General features: G+C 57.9%; 21 protein-coding genes. 15 read left to right on the forward strand and 6 right to left on the reverse strand.

Features of this window, described 5'->3' with window-relative positions:
* The first annotated feature begins 218 nt into the window (after nucleotides 1–218).
* The 11 genes from ebsA (at nucleotide 219) to IQ265_RS08125 (ending at nucleotide 9,045) form a co-directional block, all read left to right on the forward strand.
* Nucleotides 219–593: a type IV pilus biogenesis protein EbsA gene (gene ebsA, locus IQ265_RS08075; RefSeq protein WP_194052629.1), complete on the forward strand. Its 375-nt coding sequence runs from the start codon at nucleotides 219–221 to the stop codon at nucleotides 591–593.
* A gap of 191 nt (nucleotides 594–784) precedes the next feature.
* Complete coding sequence (locus IQ265_RS08080; protein WP_347404929.1) at nucleotides 785–1,882, forward strand: phosphotransacetylase family protein; 1,098 nt, start codon at nucleotides 785–787, stop codon at nucleotides 1,880–1,882.
* A gap of 69 nt (nucleotides 1,883–1,951) precedes the next feature.
* Nucleotides 1,952–2,479 carry a DNA recombination-mediator protein A gene (locus IQ265_RS08085; RefSeq protein WP_194052273.1) on the forward strand — a complete coding sequence of 176 codons (528 nt, stop codon included), beginning with the start codon at nucleotides 1,952–1,954 and terminating at the stop codon, nucleotides 2,477–2,479.
* 142 nt (nucleotides 2,480–2,621) lie between these two features.
* Nucleotides 2,622–3,038 carry an MAPEG family protein gene (locus IQ265_RS08090; protein WP_228037702.1) on the forward strand — a complete coding sequence of 139 codons (417 nt, stop codon included), beginning with the start codon at nucleotides 2,622–2,624 and terminating at the stop codon, nucleotides 3,036–3,038.
* 32 nt (nucleotides 3,039–3,070) lie between these two features.
* A complete protein-coding gene (locus IQ265_RS08095; RefSeq protein WP_194052274.1) occupies nucleotides 3,071–3,562 on the forward strand; it encodes a YajQ family cyclic di-GMP-binding protein in 492 nt (163 codons plus the stop codon).
* Nucleotides 3,563–3,650: 88 nt separating this feature from the next.
* On the forward strand, nucleotides 3,651–4,115 hold the full coding sequence (locus tag IQ265_RS08100) for a YraN family protein (protein WP_194052275.1): 465 nt from the start codon (nucleotides 3,651–3,653) through the stop codon (nucleotides 4,113–4,115).
* A gap of 193 nt (nucleotides 4,116–4,308) precedes the next feature.
* The gene (locus tag IQ265_RS08105; RefSeq protein WP_194052277.1) at nucleotides 4,309–4,899 is read left to right on the forward strand and encodes a hypothetical protein; all 591 of its coding nucleotides are present in this window, start codon (nucleotides 4,309–4,311) and stop codon (nucleotides 4,897–4,899) included.
* A gap of 13 nt (nucleotides 4,900–4,912) precedes the next feature.
* Entirely contained in the window at nucleotides 4,913–5,671 is a 759-nt protein-coding gene (locus IQ265_RS08110; protein ID WP_228037703.1) for a RibD family protein, read from the forward strand.
* A 6-nt stretch (nucleotides 5,672–5,677) separates the two neighbouring features.
* Complete coding sequence (locus tag IQ265_RS08115) at nucleotides 5,678–6,850, forward strand: GNAT family N-acetyltransferase (protein ID WP_194052279.1); 1,173 nt, start codon at nucleotides 5,678–5,680, stop codon at nucleotides 6,848–6,850.
* Between the two features lie 122 nt (nucleotides 6,851–6,972).
* Nucleotides 6,973–8,538 (forward strand): adenylate/guanylate cyclase domain-containing protein, encoded by a 1,566-nt coding sequence (locus tag IQ265_RS08120; RefSeq protein ID WP_347404930.1) that lies wholly within the window; start codon nucleotides 6,973–6,975, stop codon nucleotides 8,536–8,538.
* A gap of 99 nt (nucleotides 8,539–8,637) precedes the next feature.
* Complete coding sequence (locus tag IQ265_RS08125) at nucleotides 8,638–9,045, forward strand: DUF4346 domain-containing protein (protein ID WP_194052636.1); 408 nt, start codon at nucleotides 8,638–8,640, stop codon at nucleotides 9,043–9,045.
* A gap of 229 nt (nucleotides 9,046–9,274) precedes the next feature.
* Here IQ265_RS08125 and IQ265_RS08130 read toward each other — a convergent pair whose 3' ends face one another.
* Both IQ265_RS08130 and IQ265_RS08135 read right to left on the reverse strand, forming a co-directional pair.
* Nucleotides 9,275–9,646: a hypothetical protein gene (locus IQ265_RS08130; RefSeq protein WP_194052280.1), complete on the reverse strand. Its 372-nt coding sequence runs from the start codon at nucleotides 9,644–9,646 to the stop codon at nucleotides 9,275–9,277.
* 490 nt (nucleotides 9,647–10,136) lie between these two features.
* Nucleotides 10,137–10,538: a DUF202 domain-containing protein gene (locus tag IQ265_RS08135; protein ID WP_194052282.1), complete on the reverse strand. Its 402-nt coding sequence runs from the start codon at nucleotides 10,536–10,538 to the stop codon at nucleotides 10,137–10,139.
* Between the two features lie 253 nt (nucleotides 10,539–10,791).
* On the opposite strand from IQ265_RS08135, the gene IQ265_RS08140 reads away from it, so the two are divergent.
* Nucleotides 10,792–11,187 carry a DUF202 domain-containing protein gene (locus IQ265_RS08140; protein WP_194052284.1) on the forward strand — a complete coding sequence of 132 codons (396 nt, stop codon included), beginning with the start codon at nucleotides 10,792–10,794 and terminating at the stop codon, nucleotides 11,185–11,187.
* A 138-nt stretch (nucleotides 11,188–11,325) separates the two neighbouring features.
* Here the strand turns inward: IQ265_RS08140 and IQ265_RS08145 are convergent, their stop codons facing one another.
* Together IQ265_RS08145 and IQ265_RS08150 are read right to left on the reverse strand one after the other, a co-directional pair.
* Nucleotides 11,326–11,712 (reverse strand): DUF202 domain-containing protein, encoded by a 387-nt coding sequence (locus IQ265_RS08145; RefSeq protein WP_194052285.1) that lies wholly within the window; start codon nucleotides 11,710–11,712, stop codon nucleotides 11,326–11,328.
* A gap of 21 nt (nucleotides 11,713–11,733) precedes the next feature.
* Complete coding sequence (locus IQ265_RS08150; RefSeq protein ID WP_194052287.1) at nucleotides 11,734–13,200, reverse strand: LCP family protein; 1,467 nt, start codon at nucleotides 13,198–13,200, stop codon at nucleotides 11,734–11,736.
* 377 nt (nucleotides 13,201–13,577) lie between these two features.
* Between IQ265_RS08150 and IQ265_RS08155 the strand changes: the two genes are divergently transcribed.
* The 3 genes from IQ265_RS08155 to IQ265_RS08165 all read left to right on the forward strand — a co-directional run bounded on the left by IQ265_RS08155 (nucleotide 13,578) and on the right by IQ265_RS08165 (nucleotide 15,940).
* Complete coding sequence (locus tag IQ265_RS08155) at nucleotides 13,578–14,636, forward strand: mannose-1-phosphate guanylyltransferase (protein ID WP_194052289.1); 1,059 nt, start codon at nucleotides 13,578–13,580, stop codon at nucleotides 14,634–14,636.
* 183 nt (nucleotides 14,637–14,819) lie between these two features.
* Complete coding sequence (locus IQ265_RS08160) at nucleotides 14,820–15,659, forward strand: hypothetical protein (protein ID WP_194052291.1); 840 nt, start codon at nucleotides 14,820–14,822, stop codon at nucleotides 15,657–15,659.
* A 143-nt stretch (nucleotides 15,660–15,802) separates the two neighbouring features.
* Entirely contained in the window at nucleotides 15,803–15,940 is a 138-nt protein-coding gene (locus IQ265_RS08165) for a hypothetical protein (protein WP_194052293.1), read from the forward strand.
* A gap of 136 nt (nucleotides 15,941–16,076) precedes the next feature.
* Here the strand turns inward: IQ265_RS08165 and IQ265_RS08170 are convergent, their stop codons facing one another.
* On the reverse strand, nucleotides 16,077–17,024 hold the full coding sequence (locus IQ265_RS08170) for a cobalamin-binding protein (RefSeq protein WP_194052295.1): 948 nt from the start codon (nucleotides 17,022–17,024) through the stop codon (nucleotides 16,077–16,079).
* A 179-nt stretch (nucleotides 17,025–17,203) separates the two neighbouring features.
* Complete coding sequence (locus tag IQ265_RS08175; protein WP_194052297.1) at nucleotides 17,204–17,509, reverse strand: hypothetical protein; 306 nt, start codon at nucleotides 17,507–17,509, stop codon at nucleotides 17,204–17,206.
* Nucleotides 17,510–17,633: the final 124 nt, after the last annotated feature.

Below are 17,633 nucleotides of genomic sequence, written 5' to 3' on the forward strand. Positions count from 1 at the left end.
ACCCTACTCTAAGCGTGCCCCTGGCCCAGGTCTATCATCCCCGATTTTGCAGGAAAATATTGGTGATACACCCAGCACCATCCTAGGGAATGCTAGCTGTGTGTAAAGAATCATCGGTTAACCAGGCAGAGTGGGTATCTAGTATCCTAAGCAGCTAAACCCGATGAACGCCGGCATGATCGTTGGTTAGAACTCGACCTAAGGCCAGACCCATGAGTATGACGTTTGAGGCAATTCAGCCCGCAGGTAAACAAGATATCAGCGTTTACATGCCCTACTACCAGGGCAGCAAACGCAATGCGCTGCCCTACGCCATTTCTCTCTATAAGCAGGGCAACCTGGAGGGGGAGCGCCAGATTGAGGGGGGCAACAGCATCGCCTTTGTCGCCACCTGGAATGTCTCGGTGCTGCCCGCCGATTTGACCCGCTGTCGTATGCAGTTTGATGGTGATAGCGATCTGAGCTACGAAATCACCATGGCAACCTTTGAATTTGTTGACTTTCTGTTTGACGTTATTGTGGCTCTGCGGCAAAAGCGCTCAGCCGATTTTTCCCAGGGATTTTACCGAAAACTGCTTCGGCTCGACGATTAGGCTGCCCATTTCTATCTGGGCTAAAGGGTTTTGCCGAGGCCTAACGCTGACATCCGCTAAAGTGGCAGAATGAGTGTGGTACTGTGCCTACTGGCGTCACATCGTTGGATTAATGTGGCGCTGGGCTGCTGTACGGCAACAACGCCCGGCAGTCAGAGAGCAGTGCATTGCCCCCACGGAGGAGTTGCAGCGTGCCCAGTTTAGCAAAGCCCAGTTCAGCAAAACGTTTAGTGATTGGTTCAACCGAGGCCTACAGCGGCAAGTCGGCGGTGTTACTGGGCGTTGGGCTTCAACTTCAGGCTGCGGGCCTCGATATTGGCTTTGGCAAACCCATGGGCAGCTCTATCGGCGGCAATGAAGCCGACCCCGATCTGGACTTTATTGTTGAAACCCTGCAGCTGTCAGCAGCGCGGTTTTATCCACCCTCCATTTCGCTGACCGAGGCGGCGGTCGCCGATCGCCTAGCGCTCGATCGCCAAGCCCCAACCCACTACAGCCTGCAGGGCTACACCGAACATCGAGGCGAAGACCTGCTGCTGCTAGAAGGGCCTGGCAACCTGACCGAAGGCACACTGCTAAGCCTGTCTGTGGCCCACATTGCAGCGGATATTGATGCGGCGGTGCTGCTGATTACCCGCTACGACTCGCTGCTGCTGGTCGATCGCCTGCTGGCGGCCAAAGCCCAACTGGGGGCACGCCTGATTGGGGTAATTGTCAATGACATTCCTACCGATGCCGCCGAGGCCTGTGCCGAGTTGGCCCGTCCCTTTTTAGAAAGCCAGGGCATTCCGGTGCTGGCGCTGCTGCCGCGATCGCCGATTATGCGCAGCGTTACGGTGCGCGAGATTGTGGCTCGCCTCAATGCTGAGGTGCTCTGCTGCCCTAACCGCCTCGACTTGATGGTCGAAACCCTGACCATTGGGGCGATGAACGTCAATTCGGCGCTGCGGTATTTCCGCAAAGCGACCAATATGGCGGTGGTAACCGGGGGCGATCGCACCGACATTCAGTTTGCCGCCCTAGAAACCTCTACCCAGTGCCTGGTGCTAACGGGTCAAATTCCCCCGACCCCAGAGATTTTGGAGCGCGCCTCCGACCTGGAGGTGCCCATCGTCTCAGTCGACTCTGACACCCTCTCTACGGTAGAGCGCATTGATGAACTGTTTGGCCAGGTGCGGCTGCACGAGCCCGTTAAGGTGCGGTGCATTCAAGACCTGATCGCCACTCACTTCGATATGGAACGGCTGCTGCAGCTGCTCGATCTGAAGCTGCCCGTGTCCGCTAGCTAAGCCAGACTGGCTGCCTCTGTAGCCTTACCCTCGCCTTCTGATACAATTAGCGCGTTATTCTCGCATTCGGTGCAGCCTTTGAGTCAGTCCATTGAAGCGTCGTCGGTCGATTCCGCTAAAGTCGACACGTTTTTGCAGGAACTCGCGGCTATTCAACAGTCGGGGTCTAAGCGGGTGGCCATTTTGGGGTCGCGCCATGTGCCTATCACTCACCAGCAGCTGATTGAGCTGATGACCTACGCCCTGGCCCTAGGGGGCAACCGCATCATTACCTCCGGGGCCACCGGCACCAACGCCGCCGCCATTAAAGGGGCGATGCAGGCAGACCCCAATCTGCTCACGGTAATTTTGCCCCAGAGCCTGGCCCGCCAGCCCCGCGAGTCGCGCGACCAGCTAGAGCAGGTCATGCACCTGGTTGAGAACCCGGCCAACGACGCTATGTCTCTCGCCGATGCTAGCTCCCTGTGTAACCAGGAAATTATTTCTCGCTGCCAGCAGCTGGTCTGCTTTGCCTTTCACGACAGCCACACGCTGCTCAAAACCTGTCAGGATGCTGAAGATCAGCGCAAGATTGTAACGCTGTTCTACTTCGACTAGACGTAGTCCGTTTAGAAAAACGTCCTGACCATGGACGCGAATCCAGCCTTTTGGGTCGATCGCAGCGAACCCTCAGACAGGTTTAGCTGGAATACCTTAAAGCGCATCTCGCACCATAACGTGTTGTTAGAATAGGGTTCTCATGGCATTTCTTTTTACTATGCCGGGCTTTTTGCTGGTCAGCATTGGGCTAGCGGCGCTGCTGGTGTATCTACCTTTTTTGGTGGTGGGCTACGGTCGCTTTCAGGTGGGCTATGACCAGGCGGCACCGCGGGCCATGTTGCCCAAGCTGCCCCCCTACGCCCAGCGCGCTACCTGGGCCCATGAGAATGCCTTCGAGTCGATCATTCTGTATGCTCCGGCGGCGCTGATGGCCTACGTTACCCAGCAGCAGTCGGACTTGGCCTTAGGGGCCGCGATCGCCTACCTGATCGCCCGTACCCTGTACCCAGCGGCCTACATTTTCAACCTGCCGATCGGGCGATCGCTGATGTTTGCCGTCGCCAATCTGAGCACCTTTACCCTCTACTTCTTGAGCTGTCGGTCGGCCTTGATGTAGTCTGTTGGTGCGCAGGTATCCAACATTGTCCTATGGCTTCTAGCTATTCCTTTGATATCGTCAGCGATTTCGATCGCCAGGAGTTGGTTAACGCCCTCGACCAAACCCGACGAGACGTGACCGGCCGCTACGACCTCAAGGACACCAAGACCACCCTTGAGCTGAGCGACAGCACCATCACCATTGAGACCGCCAGCGACATGACCCTGGACGCGGTGAAAGATTTACTGCACCAAAAGGCAGCTAAGCGCAATCTCTCTCTGAAAATTTTTGAGTACGGCGAGGTGGAAGCCGCCAGCGGCACTCGCGTTCGCCAGGTCGTGACCCTCAAGAAGGGCATTGAGCAGGAGATGGCTAAGCAGGTTACCAAGCTGATTCGCGACAACCTCAAGAAGGTGACCGCCGCCATCCAGGGCGATGCGGTGCGGGTGACGGGTAAGTCTAAGGACGATCTTCAGCAGGCGATGCAGTTGGTTAAGCAGGAAGACTGGCCGGTGGCGGTGCAGTTTACCAACTACCGTTAACTTTGATTTGAGCGTTTCATAGCTCGAGGGTCATAGGCGATCGCCCCCGTTTGGGCAGGCTAAGGGTAGCCACCTGCCGGAGCTATCCATGACCGCCGAACTGAGCAAAACCGAACTGGGCACCCTGGGTGAAACTTTGGTGGCTAACTGGCTGCAAACCCAAGGCTGGCGACAGTGCGATCGCCAATGGCACTGCCGCTGGGGCGAACTCGATTTGATTGTGGCCAAAGGTCCTGCCAGTCGCGACGGCCAGCTGGCCTTTGTGGAAGTCAAAACTCGCAGCCAGGGCAACTGGGACGCCTACGGCCTGATGGCGATTACCCGCAGCAAGCAGGCCAAGTTGTGGAAGGCCGCCCAGCTTTACCTGCTCCAGCATCCCCAGTGGGCCGAGGCTGCCTGCCGCTTTGACGTGGCCCTGGTAGCCTGTCGGCATCAGGCAGGCGGGACACCGTTAACCTCAGCCAATTCGGCTCGCCAGATGAGGTTAGACGATCGCCGCTACCTGGTGCTGCAAGACTACATTGACAACGCTTTCGACGGGCACAGCCGGTAGAGTGGAGCCCTCTACGGCCAACTTTTAAGTAAACAATAACGCTCTATTAACAGCATCTAGCCAGTTATAGCCTAAGCTGCTATGTAGAGGTACAGTCGTTGGCCTGCCTCTATCCCTAGCGTCTGCACATACCCAGTGGGCTAGAGCAGGCTCAATACCATACTTCCTAGCCCGTTGTTTCTCTGGGAATGCCATGACCAAGTTTGCTATTTACGTCTGCCCGACCGGGACCCTGGCCGAGCAGATCAAGCGGTTTCTGGACCAGAGTGGTGATGCCTCCGGAGGCAAGGGCGCTAGCGGCTCTGAGCCTGGCTTTACGCTAATTGAAGGATTTGAAGAGCAGGGCAGCGCAGCCCCCGTCTACACCCAAAGTCTCGATCGCGCCTTTAACCGGGGGCTAAAATCGCGCCCTTCCCCGGTGGTAACGATGGACGGAGTCGTGACCAAGCCCGACGGCTGCGGTATGGCGATTACGGCTCCCTGGCTGAAGCAGGTGATGGTTAACTTTGCCTGCACGGTTAAGTCGCCCACCCGCAAAATGCCCCTCCGCATTCAACATGAGTTGGGTATGGCGCTGGCCAGCGGCGTTGACCAAAAGCAAATTGATGCCATTGTGGCCCAGGCCGAAGCCGCCATCGACTGCCAGACGCCCACCCAGTGGGAAATGCGGTTTTACCAGCGATCGCCTAATCAAGACTGGGTTTGCCACCGCAGCTGGGATCTCGGCGACAGCCAGCCCCTAGTAGACCATCAGCAAACTAGAGAAATTCTCCCCGACCTGTAGCGTACCTGTAGCCTTGGCGATCGCCCCCGAGTCTAACCCCGCCATCCCCCACACGACCCTGGTGCTGGCCATGAGCTTGGACGGCAAAATTGCCGATGTTCAGCGGGGGGCGGCAAGGTTTTCATCCGCCGCCGATTTGACCCACCTAGAAGCACAGGTGGCGGCGGCGGATGGTGTGCTGTTTGGCGGCGGCACCCTGCGGGCCTACGGCACCACCCTCAGCGTGCGCAACGCCGAGCTTTTGGCCCAGCGACGGCAGCGAGGACAGCCCGAGCAGCCGGTTCAGATTGTCTGGTCGCCCTCGGGAAACCTCAACCCTGAGATGCGTTTCTTTCGACAGGCGGTGCCCAGGGGCTTAGTCACGACAGCGGCGGGAGCCCAAGGCTGGGAGGTAAATCAGTTTCAGCACATTTGGACAATCCCCGCAGACAAGACTCATCCCTGGGACTGGAAATGGGTCTTAGCCCAGTTCAAGCAGGCTGGAATCAGCTCCCTGGCGCTACTGGGGGGCGGGGGGCTGGCTGCAGACCTGCTGCGCTGCCATTGCATACACGATATTTGGATCACCGTTTGTCCCCTGATTTTGGGCGGCACAACGGCTCCGACGCCGGTGGAGGGGGCCGGTTTTTTGGCGGATCTCGCCCCCCGACTCAGGCTGGTTTCGCACCGTACCGTGGGCGATGAGGTGTTTTTGCACTACCGGGTGCTGCCCCTGCATAGAACCGCAAATTCCTTTACCCTGGAGAATAACCAACCGTCTCCTACCGGCTAACCACCCATGGGCTACCCCGCTGTGCCGTCGCTGACCGCCACCTGGCTGCGTTCTATTGAAGAGGTGCCCGAAGCGGTGTGGGATGAGCTGGCTCTGCCCCTGGCCACACCCTTTTTGGAGTGGAGCTGGCTGCACAACATGGAGCGATCGCACAGCGTGGGGGCCAATGCGGGCTGGCTGCCCTGTCACCTCGTTCTCTGGCAGGGCAAGACTCTCGTGGGGGCTGCCCCCATGTACCTGAAGGGGCACAGCCGGGGCGAGTTTGTGTTTGACCACCAGTGGGCCGATCTGGCCGAGCGGCTGGGGGTAGAGTATTACCCAAAACTGTTGGGCATGTCGCCCTTTACCCCCGCCGAGGGCTACCGATTTTTAATTGCCCCCGATGCCGATGAAGCGATGATCACCCGAGCCATGGTCGAGGTGATTGACGACTTTTGCGATCGCAACAGTATCTCTGGCTGCCACTTTCTCTACGTCGACCCCCAGTGGCGGGCTACCATGACCCAGCTGGGTTTCTCAGAATGGCTGCACCACAGCTATGTGTGGCAGAACCAGGGTTTTCAAGACTTTGACGACTATCTGAGCATTTTTAACGCCAACCAGCGCCGCAACATCAAGCGCGAACGCAAGTCAATGGAGACAGCGGGCCTGCGCTTAGAAGCCATTGCGGGTGACGCCATTAGCAAGCCGTTGTGCAATCAGATGTACGACTTTTACGCCGACACCTGCGACAAGTTTGGCTGGTGGGGCAGTAAGTATTTGAGCCGCAAGTTCTTTGCGCTGCTGCACCACGACTACCGCCACCGCATGGTGTTTTTTGCGGCCTACGGCGAAGACGACAGCGACCCCGTTGGTATGTCGTTTTGCCTCACCAAGGGCGATCGCCTCTACGGTCGCTACTGGGGGTCCACCATGGATTTCAACAATCTGCACTTTAACGCCTGCTACTACGCGCCGATCGAGTGGGCGATCAACCACGGCATTACCTCGTTTGATCCGGGGGCTGGGGGTCGCCACAAAAAACGGCGCGGGTTTCCGGCCCTGGGCAACTACAGCCTGCATCGGTTCTACGACGCGCGGTTGGCAAAGCTGCTAAATCGCTACATTACTGAGGTCAACGAGCTAGAGCAGCAAGACATTGACGCTATAAATGCCGAACTACCCCTCAAGCTGCCCTAGCCAGCGCAATAGCCGTTGGCGTTACCGCCCCAGCGGGGCTAGATTGGCCCAGTAGGGCCATCGCCCTCTAACTGTGGGAACCCTAAACGCAGCGACGGCAGGGCAAGGAACGGACAGGGGCAGTGGCAGAACTGGAAAGCGCAGAACTAAAAAGCATCGAGCGCAGCCTGCGAGAGCTGGCACCCGCTGATCTCTACGCAGCGCTGTGGGTTGACCCTTCGGCCCAGACCCTAGGCAAGGTATTTGACCACCTGCGCACGCTGCAGCACGTGCTGATTGACTACGTGCCGCGCGATGTATCCCAGCGGCCCCCTACCCGATCGCAGGTGCACCACCGCTGGTGTCAGGGCAGCCTGTTGTTCACCGATTTAGCTGGGTTTACTCCCCTGTTTGCGGCCAATGCCGCCGCCGGGCAAGCAGGGGCCGAGGCGCTATTGACCATCATCAACAACTACTTTGCCCAGATGGTAGAGCTGGTCAGTAAGGCTGGCGGCAATCTGCTGGAGTTTACCGGCGATGCCATGCTGGTGCAGTTTCGCCACGAGGCGTACCAGTCTGATGGCGATGCAGAAATGACCCAGGCTATCTACGCTGGGCTGCGGATGCAGCGAGCCATGGCCCAGTTTGACAACCTTGAGACCGCCCAAGGCTCGCTGTCGCTGCAAATGCGGCTGGGCATTCACCCAGGGCCGTTTGTAGCGGCCAATATTGGCACCCCCATGCGCCGCGCCCACGTGCTGCTGGGTCAAACGGTGCTGGCGGCTAAGCAAACCGAAGCAGCCGGGGTAGTGGGCCGGGTCTGCCTGAGTCAGGCAGGGTGCGATCGCCTGCGGGTCAACTCACTCCTGCATCTGGAGCCTAACCTAGCTGGCGGCAGCCTGGTGGTAGACGACCTCAGCACTAAAACCCTGGGCGAATACGACCTGACCCTAAACCGTCGTCGGGCGGCTAGCTCGGTGTTGTTTGACCGCAGCGTGCCCGGCCTAATACAGGAAATTGAGGCCAGCCTGCAAACCCTTGAGCCACTGGCCAGCTACCTGCCGCGATCGGTACTGCAGCTGCTGGTCAACACTGCTGCCGCCCGCCGCATTCCGCCCGCGTTTCCGACGGCGGCGGTAGCCTTTGTCAACCTGATTGGTCTGCCCGAGGCGGTAGACGCCGACTACCCCGACGATACCGACGGCATTGTTAGCTGCTTTTCCCACGCCTTTGCCCTGATCAACGGGGCCGTCGAACGGCGGCGCGGCATTTTGCAAAAGGTGACCTACCACTCCATCGGCGCAGACATGCTGATTCATTTTGGCGTGCTCAGCCCTGAGACCGACGCCCCCCAGCGGGCGGCCGAAACCCTGCTGGCGATTCGCGATCTGGTGGATAGGTTGTGCCTCCCCACTCGCCAAGGCCAGGCTTTGCCAATTACCTGTCGCATGGGGCTGACCTACGGCCAGGTGTTTGCCGCTGAAATTGGTGAACCCCGTGGACGGCGGGAGTTTAACGTGCTGGGCGATACGGTTAACACCGCCGCCCGCCTGATGAGCCGCGCCACCCACAACCAGATTCTGCTAGATGTAGCGACCTATCAAGCCCTTGCTGCTGAGTCAACCTACGACTGCCGGTTTTTGGGATCGTTGGCACTCAAGGGTAAGGCTGTTCCCCAAGCGGTCTACAGTTTGACCAGCCGCCTCTGAGCCTAGTCGCGTGCCGGGAAAGCGTTGGCCAGATAGCCCAACGCGCTACCATAGAGAGTCTTGACCCTGTACAGGCCGCGATCGCTGCGCCATCCCGCGATGACTCTACCCTCTAGCACTCAGCCCATTGATAAAGCCCAGCGCCAGGCTCTTGATGACCAGCTCTCGAAGCGCTACATCGAGCTGGACCCCGGCGGCTACTTTTTAATTTATTTGGATGTAGAGCAGGGGCTGATCTGCGCCAAACACTTTGCCAACATCATTAACGACAAAGGGCTGGCCTGCGATCCAGTTACGGGTAAGCCTCTACCCGTACGAGGCACCGTAGAACGGGTACCCACCCACACCTACAGCGGTCGCACCGCCAAAGAACTCTGCATTGCCATTTTTGAAGACCCTGCCCTGCCCTGCCCCATTACCTATCTAGACCATGCGGCCTACTTGGGACGCGAGTTTGTACGGGCCGAAGCAGCCCTGTCAGCAGGTGAGCCTTATATTCAAGATTAAAGGACAAGCCCATAGGCCGGGCCCCTCGTGCGCCATCAGCGCGGACCAAACGTTTACTACCTAAAAACGTGTCGGTTCAGAGGTTAACCCAGAGCCAGATTTATTGTGACAAAAACACTGACAAGCGCTGTGAGTAGCCGGGCTTTAACCGTAGCGGCCGCCAGCGATAGAGCAATCAGCCCTGGTGCAGCTCTTGCACCAGCTTCATTCACGGAGCTACTGCGTCAGCTTAATGGACCCGAGTGGCCAACAGCTGTTCTTCTAAAGCCGCAATCCGATTGTAGGCTGCGGTGAGCTGTGCAGTCAGCCGCTGAATCTGAACGTCTTGGGAAAAGGTAGTCTCTGTATTCTGGCGGTCTAGGTCTAAATAGCTGCTGTCTAGCAAAACGTCTTTGTGTTCGCAAACGCTGTCTAGCAGGCCAGGATTGTGTCGAGAAGACTTGCCGTAGGCAAAACGCCCAGACCCAGCATCGTCGGGTGTAATGGCACAGGCCTGGGTGGCAATTAGCGCAGAAACCTGATCGTTAACCTGATCAATCATGTGATGCAGGGCGTCAATCTTGTTTGTCAAAAGAATGACTTGGGTTTGGATAGAGTCCATGTGACGCCTGGTTTTTTAATTTCCCCATCATCCTAGACTCCAGCCTATGGATCACGGCGGGTCTCCTGAATCATTTAACCTTTATTAGCAAGGGTTGATACAAGATCTAAAACCTCTGCAGAGACTAACTCTCAGCTTAAAAAGTAGTGAAGAGAAGCTTTGCTTTGTAAACTTAACCTCCAGGGTTGTTACATGCTGACATCAACCAACCAGAGTCAATTTAGCAGTTTATTCTGCTCAAAGAAAATTAGATTTTGGTTCGATTCTAGATAATTCGATGGAGTTGAGCGATGTCATCCCTTGACCTTGCAGAGGCTAAATCAGCCTAGAGAATGCTGGGGTTGCTATCAACTAGCCACTGATGGCTCAGGAGCTGATCGTTACGGCCCCCAACCCGGTTTTTGGGCTCAGGCGTGGTAGCGCTGGTGTCTTGAGAATATTGGCCAGAGTCGATGATATGCCTAGGCCTGAGCTACCTTCACTCTGCCGCTTAGGAAACTAAAGGGCTGATCAAAATGCCGATAAAGGCGATCGCCCCTAGCCCCGTAAGAATATAGGCCACGACCAGGGCTGGAGAACGCCGCGATCGATAGACCAAATCGTTGCGCTGAATGCGCTGTAGCTGATAGTTGTGGTCGAGAGCGGCACTCAACAGGGCAAACGTACCCAAAGCCACAAACGACAGCCCCAAAATGCGAGACAGGCGCAAAGGATTAACGGTATCTCCCAGGGTTTGGTGAATAGCGGCAACAATACGCTCAATACCAAACCCAAACCCAATTAGCGCCAGGGAGGTACGAATCCAGGCCATCAGAGTGCGCTCTTCGGCGGCACGATTGCGCTCTTTAGCCAGCTCTGTCGCCGGGTTTGGACCTGGGTTAGACGCACTCATAGCAGCACCAGCCTGAATAAATACGCAAAAACTTAATTGAAGTACCCTCAGGGTAGCTAAATCTTGTCTCTAGGCAGCGCTCCGATGCCAAGTCCGAGTTCAAAAACCCCAGTTTAAAACAGGTATTCCGTAGGGACAAACGGTCGTTTGCTCTTGGCCAAGCGGAGGTAGGCAACCAGCATCCAGTACTATGCTGCAGTTTCTCGCTAACCGTTCGCCTACAAAGCCAAAGCCCCAAATTGATACCAGATCTATGAGTGACGCACCCCTGCCCGAACAGGTGACTATCACCAACGAACTCGCCCGAGAACGCACCCGCGCCGCCGCCGAACGCACCCTCAACGCCTGGATTGGAACCTGCCTGAGCCTGATTGGCTTTGGGGTTACCTTCGAGCAGATTAGCCGCCGGCTGAGGCAGCAGGCGACTCTCGAGCTGGCACCAACCAATCCAGCTGTGGTGAGTATCGGCTTTGTTGGGCTGGGGGTAGTGCTGCTGGGGTTGGCGCTGGTTCAACACCGGCTGGCTTTACGGGCTATTGAGCAACAAAACTACGTGCTGCTGCCCATTCAAACGTTGAATCGCTGGGCTGTAGTCACCATTGTGCTGGCGGGATTGGCGGGGTTGGGGGTAACGCTGCTGTGGCCGTAGCCGTCGATGGTTATATCGCTGGTTCAGTGCGCTGAGAACGTGAATAATTGTCGCTGGCAAAGCTTGGGGCGGCGCACTGCGTAAAGCTATGCCCAAGCGCAGCGTGAAAATATTCTGCCAATTCTAGCGATCGCATACCTACGGCAGCAGTTCTAAACTTAACCAACCCAAGGCCACCGCACCAGTGACTAAGACCGCCAGTCCGGTGGCCTCAGCGATCGACCACCGGGGCCGGTAACAGTAGGTGGGCGATCGCAGCCGCCTTTGCTCAGCCTGGTAATCGGCTAGGGCAACAACCAAACTCAGCACCCCCAGCCCCACGTAGACCAGGCTCAGGCTATAGACCCAGGTATCGATCGCGCGATCGCCCGCCGCAAGTGCCGTCAGAATCTGCTCAAGCCCAACGCCAAGGCTGATGAGGGTCAGACTGCTGCGCACGAAGGACAGCAGCGAGCGATCGGCGGCTAGGCGGTTGCGATCGCGAGCCAGCTCAGCCTGAACATTGGGCAGGGAAGGGCTTGGCATAGGGCAGGCTAGGCCAGAGGGCTACTGGGGCGCAGCATCGAGGGTTTGGCTGGCGCGCTCAGCCCAGTCTTGCCCCACCCGAATGGTCAGGTCAGAGCCAAGGTCGCCGGTTGACTCCGACAGCGCTCGGCCCGTCCCCAACAGCGACTGAACCACACGAGCGCTCTCGACATCGCCCTGCTGAGCCAACACTTCAGTGCGGGCTATGGTGCCAGACCAGTCATCGATTATATAGACGTTGCTAAACCCATTCTCGCGCAGGTAGCGGGCCATTGAGGCCGCCTGCTCAGGCTGACCAGAGGCATTTTGAACCGCGATCGCCAAGTCGGCCACGTAGCGCCCCTGGGAATTATCGGCGTAGACGCCCACTTCTTCCGCCGCAAAGAAGTTTTGCATCACCGTGGCCGAAGCTTCCCAGTTGGGTAGCCAGTAGCTAGCGTTAAACTCGGCCGGGGTGCTAAATCGACCGGGCAGCATGACCATTTGCAGCTGATCAGACTCGATTTCGAGGCCAAAGTTGGCGATCGCCAGCATTTCTTCCAGAGTCAAATTGGTATCGACGTAGCGCTGCAGCACCCGAATGGCCTGAGGCAATTTAGGAATAACCGTGGGGTTGGTCAGCCGCTCCCGCAGGGCTTTGAGCAGCATTTGCTGACGCTGCACGCGGCCAATGTCGCCGCTGTCTTTGCGGTAGCGGGCAAACTGCTCGGCCTGGTCGCCATTCAGGGTTTGCCAGCCCGGGTAGAGATCGATGTAGAGGCCCTGGGTGCGATCGGTGTACTCCATGCGGGTGGGCACGTTCACCTCAATCCCCCCAACCAAGTCAACCATCTCCCGAAAGGCGGCGGTGTTGATGCGCACGAAGCGGTCAATTTGAATGTTGCCCAGGTTGTAGCCCAGGGTCTGGGCGACCAGTTCTGGCCCCCCCAACACGTTAGCCTGATTGATTTTGTCCAGGCCAAAGCCTGGTATCTGCACTCGGGTATCGCGGGGAATTGACATCACATTGAGAGTACCGGCCTCGGCATCGACCCGTACCAGCAGCAGCGTGTCGGTGCGGCCCGCAAACACCTCATCTGAGGTGGGTTGGGCGTCAGGAACTTCATCGATTCCCATGACCAGAATGTTGACCGGTCGCGTCACCTGGTAGCGAAAGCCCGCCTGCCACAGATCGCCAAAGCTGGCAGCGCCGTTGGTATCGCCCCCTAAAAAACCTGGCAGCGGCACCGTGAGCGCGATCGCAGCCCCCAGCACCGCTGCCGCCGTAGCTGTACCGGCAAACACGCCTCCCCAGAGCAGCGAGGTGAGCAGACGCCGGGCCGAGCTAGGCGGAGAAGTAAGATTGACCGTAGTCGCCCCCGTTTGGGTAGGATAGCTAACTGAAACAACAGGCTCGGCCTGTTCAACGGTTGGTTCAGGACCGGCGGATGAATCGGGGTCAACGGGGCTATCTTGCTTAGACTCGACGTTCTGCAAAGGGGTTGTCATGGATACCTACTTAACCTGCTGCGACGCCCTACCAACATAGCCCCTGTTACGACGTGCCACTGTAGCCCCAGCATAGGTTTAAAGCTAAAAAGGCAGACAGGGTGGGCTAAACCATCCTGACAAGCAGGCCTGGATTTACCCCTAAAACCCTGCTAAATCTTCGCAGCAGGTTGATGTGTTAATCAATATTAAGCGAATTTTGCCCTGAATTCTCCCCCTAGGGGATAGGATCAAGCCACTTGTGCCGGTGAATTACAGGCCGATGGGCGCTCAGCGGCGACTCTAAACCCACCTGAGACCAGCCGCTTAAGCTGCTTCAAAATCACCGCTGCACCGCTATAGCCACGTAATCTTTAAACTTTAGAGACAGAAATATTATGGCTGCACTTATTCCTATCATTTTGGCCGGGGGCAAAGGCGAACGGTTTTGGCCCGTCAGCCGACTGGCGCGCCCCAAACAATTTTTGTGCCTAGACGGCAGCGATCGCAGCCTGCTACAGGCCACCGCCGATCGCCTGCTGCCCTTAGCCGAGGGCTGGGAGAATATGTGGGTGATTACCGCCGCCCACCTGGCGGATCGCGTGCGCGAGCAGTTGCCCGAGCTGCCCGAGGCCAACCTGCTAATCGAGCCGGTGGGGCGCGACACCGCCCCGGCGGTTGCCTGGGGCACCCTAGAAGTGGCCCAGCGCTACGGCGACGATGCCCTGGTGGGCTTCTTCCCCGCCGACCACTGGATTGCCGATGAAAACGCCTTTTGCCAAACCCTGTGGGCAGCGGCAGAACTGGCGGGCCAGGGGGCGATCGCAACCCTGGGCATTTCGCCCACCTACCCGGCCACGGGCTATGGCTATATCGAGCAGGGCGAGGCCACCGGCACCTACGACTCGCTCAGCGCCTACACCGTCAGCCGCTTCACCGAAAAACCCGACGCCCCCACCGCCCAAACTTTTATCGACAGCGGCCGCTTCAGCTGGAATAGCGGCATGTTCGTCTTCCCGGCTGGCGTCATGATCGACGAGCTTAAAACCCACGCCCCCGACTTGATGCAGGCGCTGATGGCCAAAGGGGTAGACGCCTACCCCAGCCTCGACAAGCTCAGCATCGACTATGCCGTCATGGAGCACACCGAACGCGCCCAGGTGATGCCCGTCACCTTCGGTTGGGACGATCTGGGCGACTGGAACGCCGTCGAGCGCCTGCTGAAGCAGCCCGGCGATCAAAATGTGGATCTGGCCACCCACGTGGCCTTAGATACCGCTGGCAGTATTGTCTACTCGGCCGACCCCGACGAAGTAGTGGTCACCATTGGCCTAGAAGACGTGGTGATTGTGCGCGACGGCAACGCCACCCTGATTGTGCGCAAAGACCGCACCCAGGATATCAAAGCCGCCGTCAAGCAACTCGGCGCTGAAGACCGCTTTCAGCACCTGCTGTAGCCGGGCCGCAGATCACTGCTGAGCTCCATTCAAACACCGCCGTAGGAGTGGAGCTCAGCTTCGGGATCCTCAGCCTTTTCCTGAGAACGTTCCAGGTGGGGCAACGGTTGATATAATTTCGGGATCAGTCGTTTATACCTGCGCTATGCTGCGGAACTCTGTGGCGTGCGGCAGCTTTGAGCCATGCATCCAACCATCGACGACATCGACTTCCAGGCCCGCCAGGGAAGTGTAGCTGCCATTATTCAAATTTTGAATGAGCACTTTGCGGAGGAAGGCATTCGCACCCGCGCCATTCAAGACAGCGGCATTCTCCAGCTGTTGGTCGAAGCGCCCAGCGCCGATGCCCTACCCCGAGAAGCCGTGGTCGATCAGGTCCGCCACGTACTAGAAACGATTAGCCCTCGGGGCATTAGCCGCGTCAATATCAACAGCCGCATTGTGCAGGAGCAGCAGCTGCTGTGGCTCGACGAAATTAAGCGCGATCCCGAAAACAGCCTGCTGTGGTCAGAGCCGATCGTGCTCAAGCGCCCTAACCCGGCAGCTCGCCTGTGGCGCGACCTGCGTGCCCCTCGCCAGCGCAACCCTTTCTTAGACGACGTATATAAGAAGAAGCCGACGTCTAGCCGCAGCGCCTTCTGGCGCGGAATTATTGGCGGCGCTAGTCTGGCGCTGCTGCTGCTGCTGGTGGGATGGGCCACCAAAGACTGGCTAGGGGTCGATCTGAGGCTGAACGCACAAGACGACAGTTCCAGCGCCGCTGATCCGGCCCCGGCCCCTGCTGCCCCAGTGGGGCAAGACCCCTTTGTGCTGGCGGTACGCATTGCCCAGCAGTCGGTGGAAGATGGCAAGTCGGCTACCACTGCCGCCGAATGGCTAGACCTAGCCGTGCGCTGGCAGCGGGCAGCGGATTTGATGGGTGAAGTGCCGCCCGAGGATGAGCGCTATGCGATCGCCCAAGACCGGGTGCAGACCTACTCTGCCAATAAAGCCATGGCCCTAATGGAAGCCGAGAAATTTTAGGTTTTTGGTTTTTGGGGTAAACCTGGGGCAATCGTCGTGCCCTATGCAAGACCTAACCAAGTTCATGCAAAGGGCGCATAATGCCGTAGCTGGTGACTGGGGAGATTTGTTATATCAAAGCTATAGAAGCTTTATATATTGCCATGTCTACCTTAAAATCTTCGCAGCCCACCTCGACCCCCGCTCGCAACGCCCTCGAAAACCGCGAAGACTTCAGCCTCTGGGCCGAAGCTGTCAAGCAGCAAATGCTGGAAGCCCTGCAAAAGCGGCAGCGCAGCTAGGGCATTGTCAAACACCAAGCCGCAAGATAAATGGCGTTGCTGAGTTGAGGCATGAACTTGGGTAGAGGCAAACAGCCGTTTGCCCATCTAAGCAACGCTTAAGTTTTGATTTTTGCCTGAGGTCAGCAACCCCAAACTAATCATTCCCAGAGTTAAAGGGCTGCCAACCCTGGCCTCGGTAGCCATAGCCAGCCCTCTCTGGGTAAAAAATTTCCGCCAAAATCTCTAAAGAATCGACCAGGCGAGGGCCAGGACGGTTGAAGTACTGGTTGCCATCGGTCAGGTAAACCCGACCCGTTTGTGCTGCTTTGAGCTGCGACCACTGAGGATGCGCCATCAGTGCCGCACTCTCGCGACGGGTGACGGCCAGGTCGTAGCCGCAGGGCATGATCACAATGACGTCTGGGTTAGCGGCGACCAACTCATCCCAACTCAACCAGGGGGAGTGCTGGCCGACTTGGCCAAAGAGCGATTTGCCCCCAGCTAACACCACCAGTTCGGGCACCCAGTTGCCGGCGGCCATCAGCGGCTCTGTCCATTCAATGCAGGCGACGGTGGGGGAGGGGATGTCGGTGGTGCGATCGCGACAGGTTTGCACCCGCTGCTTGAGCCCAGCTAAGACAGACTCCGCCTGTGCCTGCCCTGCCTCCCCTAGCAGAGCTATCCCGGTTCTATAAATGTCGTCCCAAACATCGGCTAGGCGGTTGGGGGAAAGCGAAATTAGCTGCGGCTGGCTCTGGGTGAGTTCGGCCACAGCGGCTTCTACATCCCCTAAGCTGACGGCACAGACTTCGCACTGAGCCTGAGTGATGATGTGGGTAGGTTGCAGCACCTCTAGCCTTTCAACATCAACCCGGTAGACACTGAGGGCCGAGGTGAGTAGGTCACTCACCCGCTGGTGAATTTCGCCGCTGCTGCCCTCGGGGTTAAACTTGGGCGCAGTGCAGACGGGCAGCGCTTTGACGGCGGGCGGAAAGTCGCACTCGTGGCTGCGGCCCACCAGGAATTTCTCTAGCCCCAGGCTACAGACAATCTCGGTAGCGCTGGGAATGAGAGAGATGATTCGGAGGGGCGGTTGGGTCATGGAAGATGCCAATTGAATTTCAGACTCATCCCTAACTTAATTGTCTCCACGCCCCAGTGCAGGAACATGCCCGTGCACGCTCCAAACAGTTGTGCCAGTTGCGTTTAGAGACCGGGTGCCTGCTGTCTCGACCCAAGCCGTTGCTAGCAGCAGAAGGCACCCGGTCTCTTTGGGAACAGCTACTCAATGAGAACCGTTCTGGTGAGAATGACCATCCACGTCTCGACTCCGCTCGACGACCCGGCGGCTGTTGCTCTATCGACGCTGGGGGGCGCGGGGATGGGGTCGCTCCAGTCGTTGGGGTCGGCGTAGCCGAGGGCGTGGAGGATTTTGATGGTGCGATCGATGCCTGCCAGGCTGCCAAAGAGCATGTGGCGCACCTTTTCGGGATTGATGCCTTTGTTAATGGCTCCAGACCTGGGCGGGAGCGGCAGGGAATTGGTCTCTTGGTTGTTGCTGGCTTCTGGTTCGAGATATTCAAACATCGGTTCTGTTTCCTTTAGTGATGGGAAGAAAACAGAACGCGAAAACCCCAGCCACCCGCAGCGCAAGTGCAAACTGAGGGGGCTAGGGTACCATGGGCCTAGCCTCGCAATCTGCTGGTTAGAT

The organism is Nodosilinea sp. LEGE 06152 (assembly GCF_015207525.1).
Classification (GTDB): Bacteria; Cyanobacteriota; Cyanobacteriia; order Phormidesmidales; family Phormidesmidaceae; genus Nodosilinea.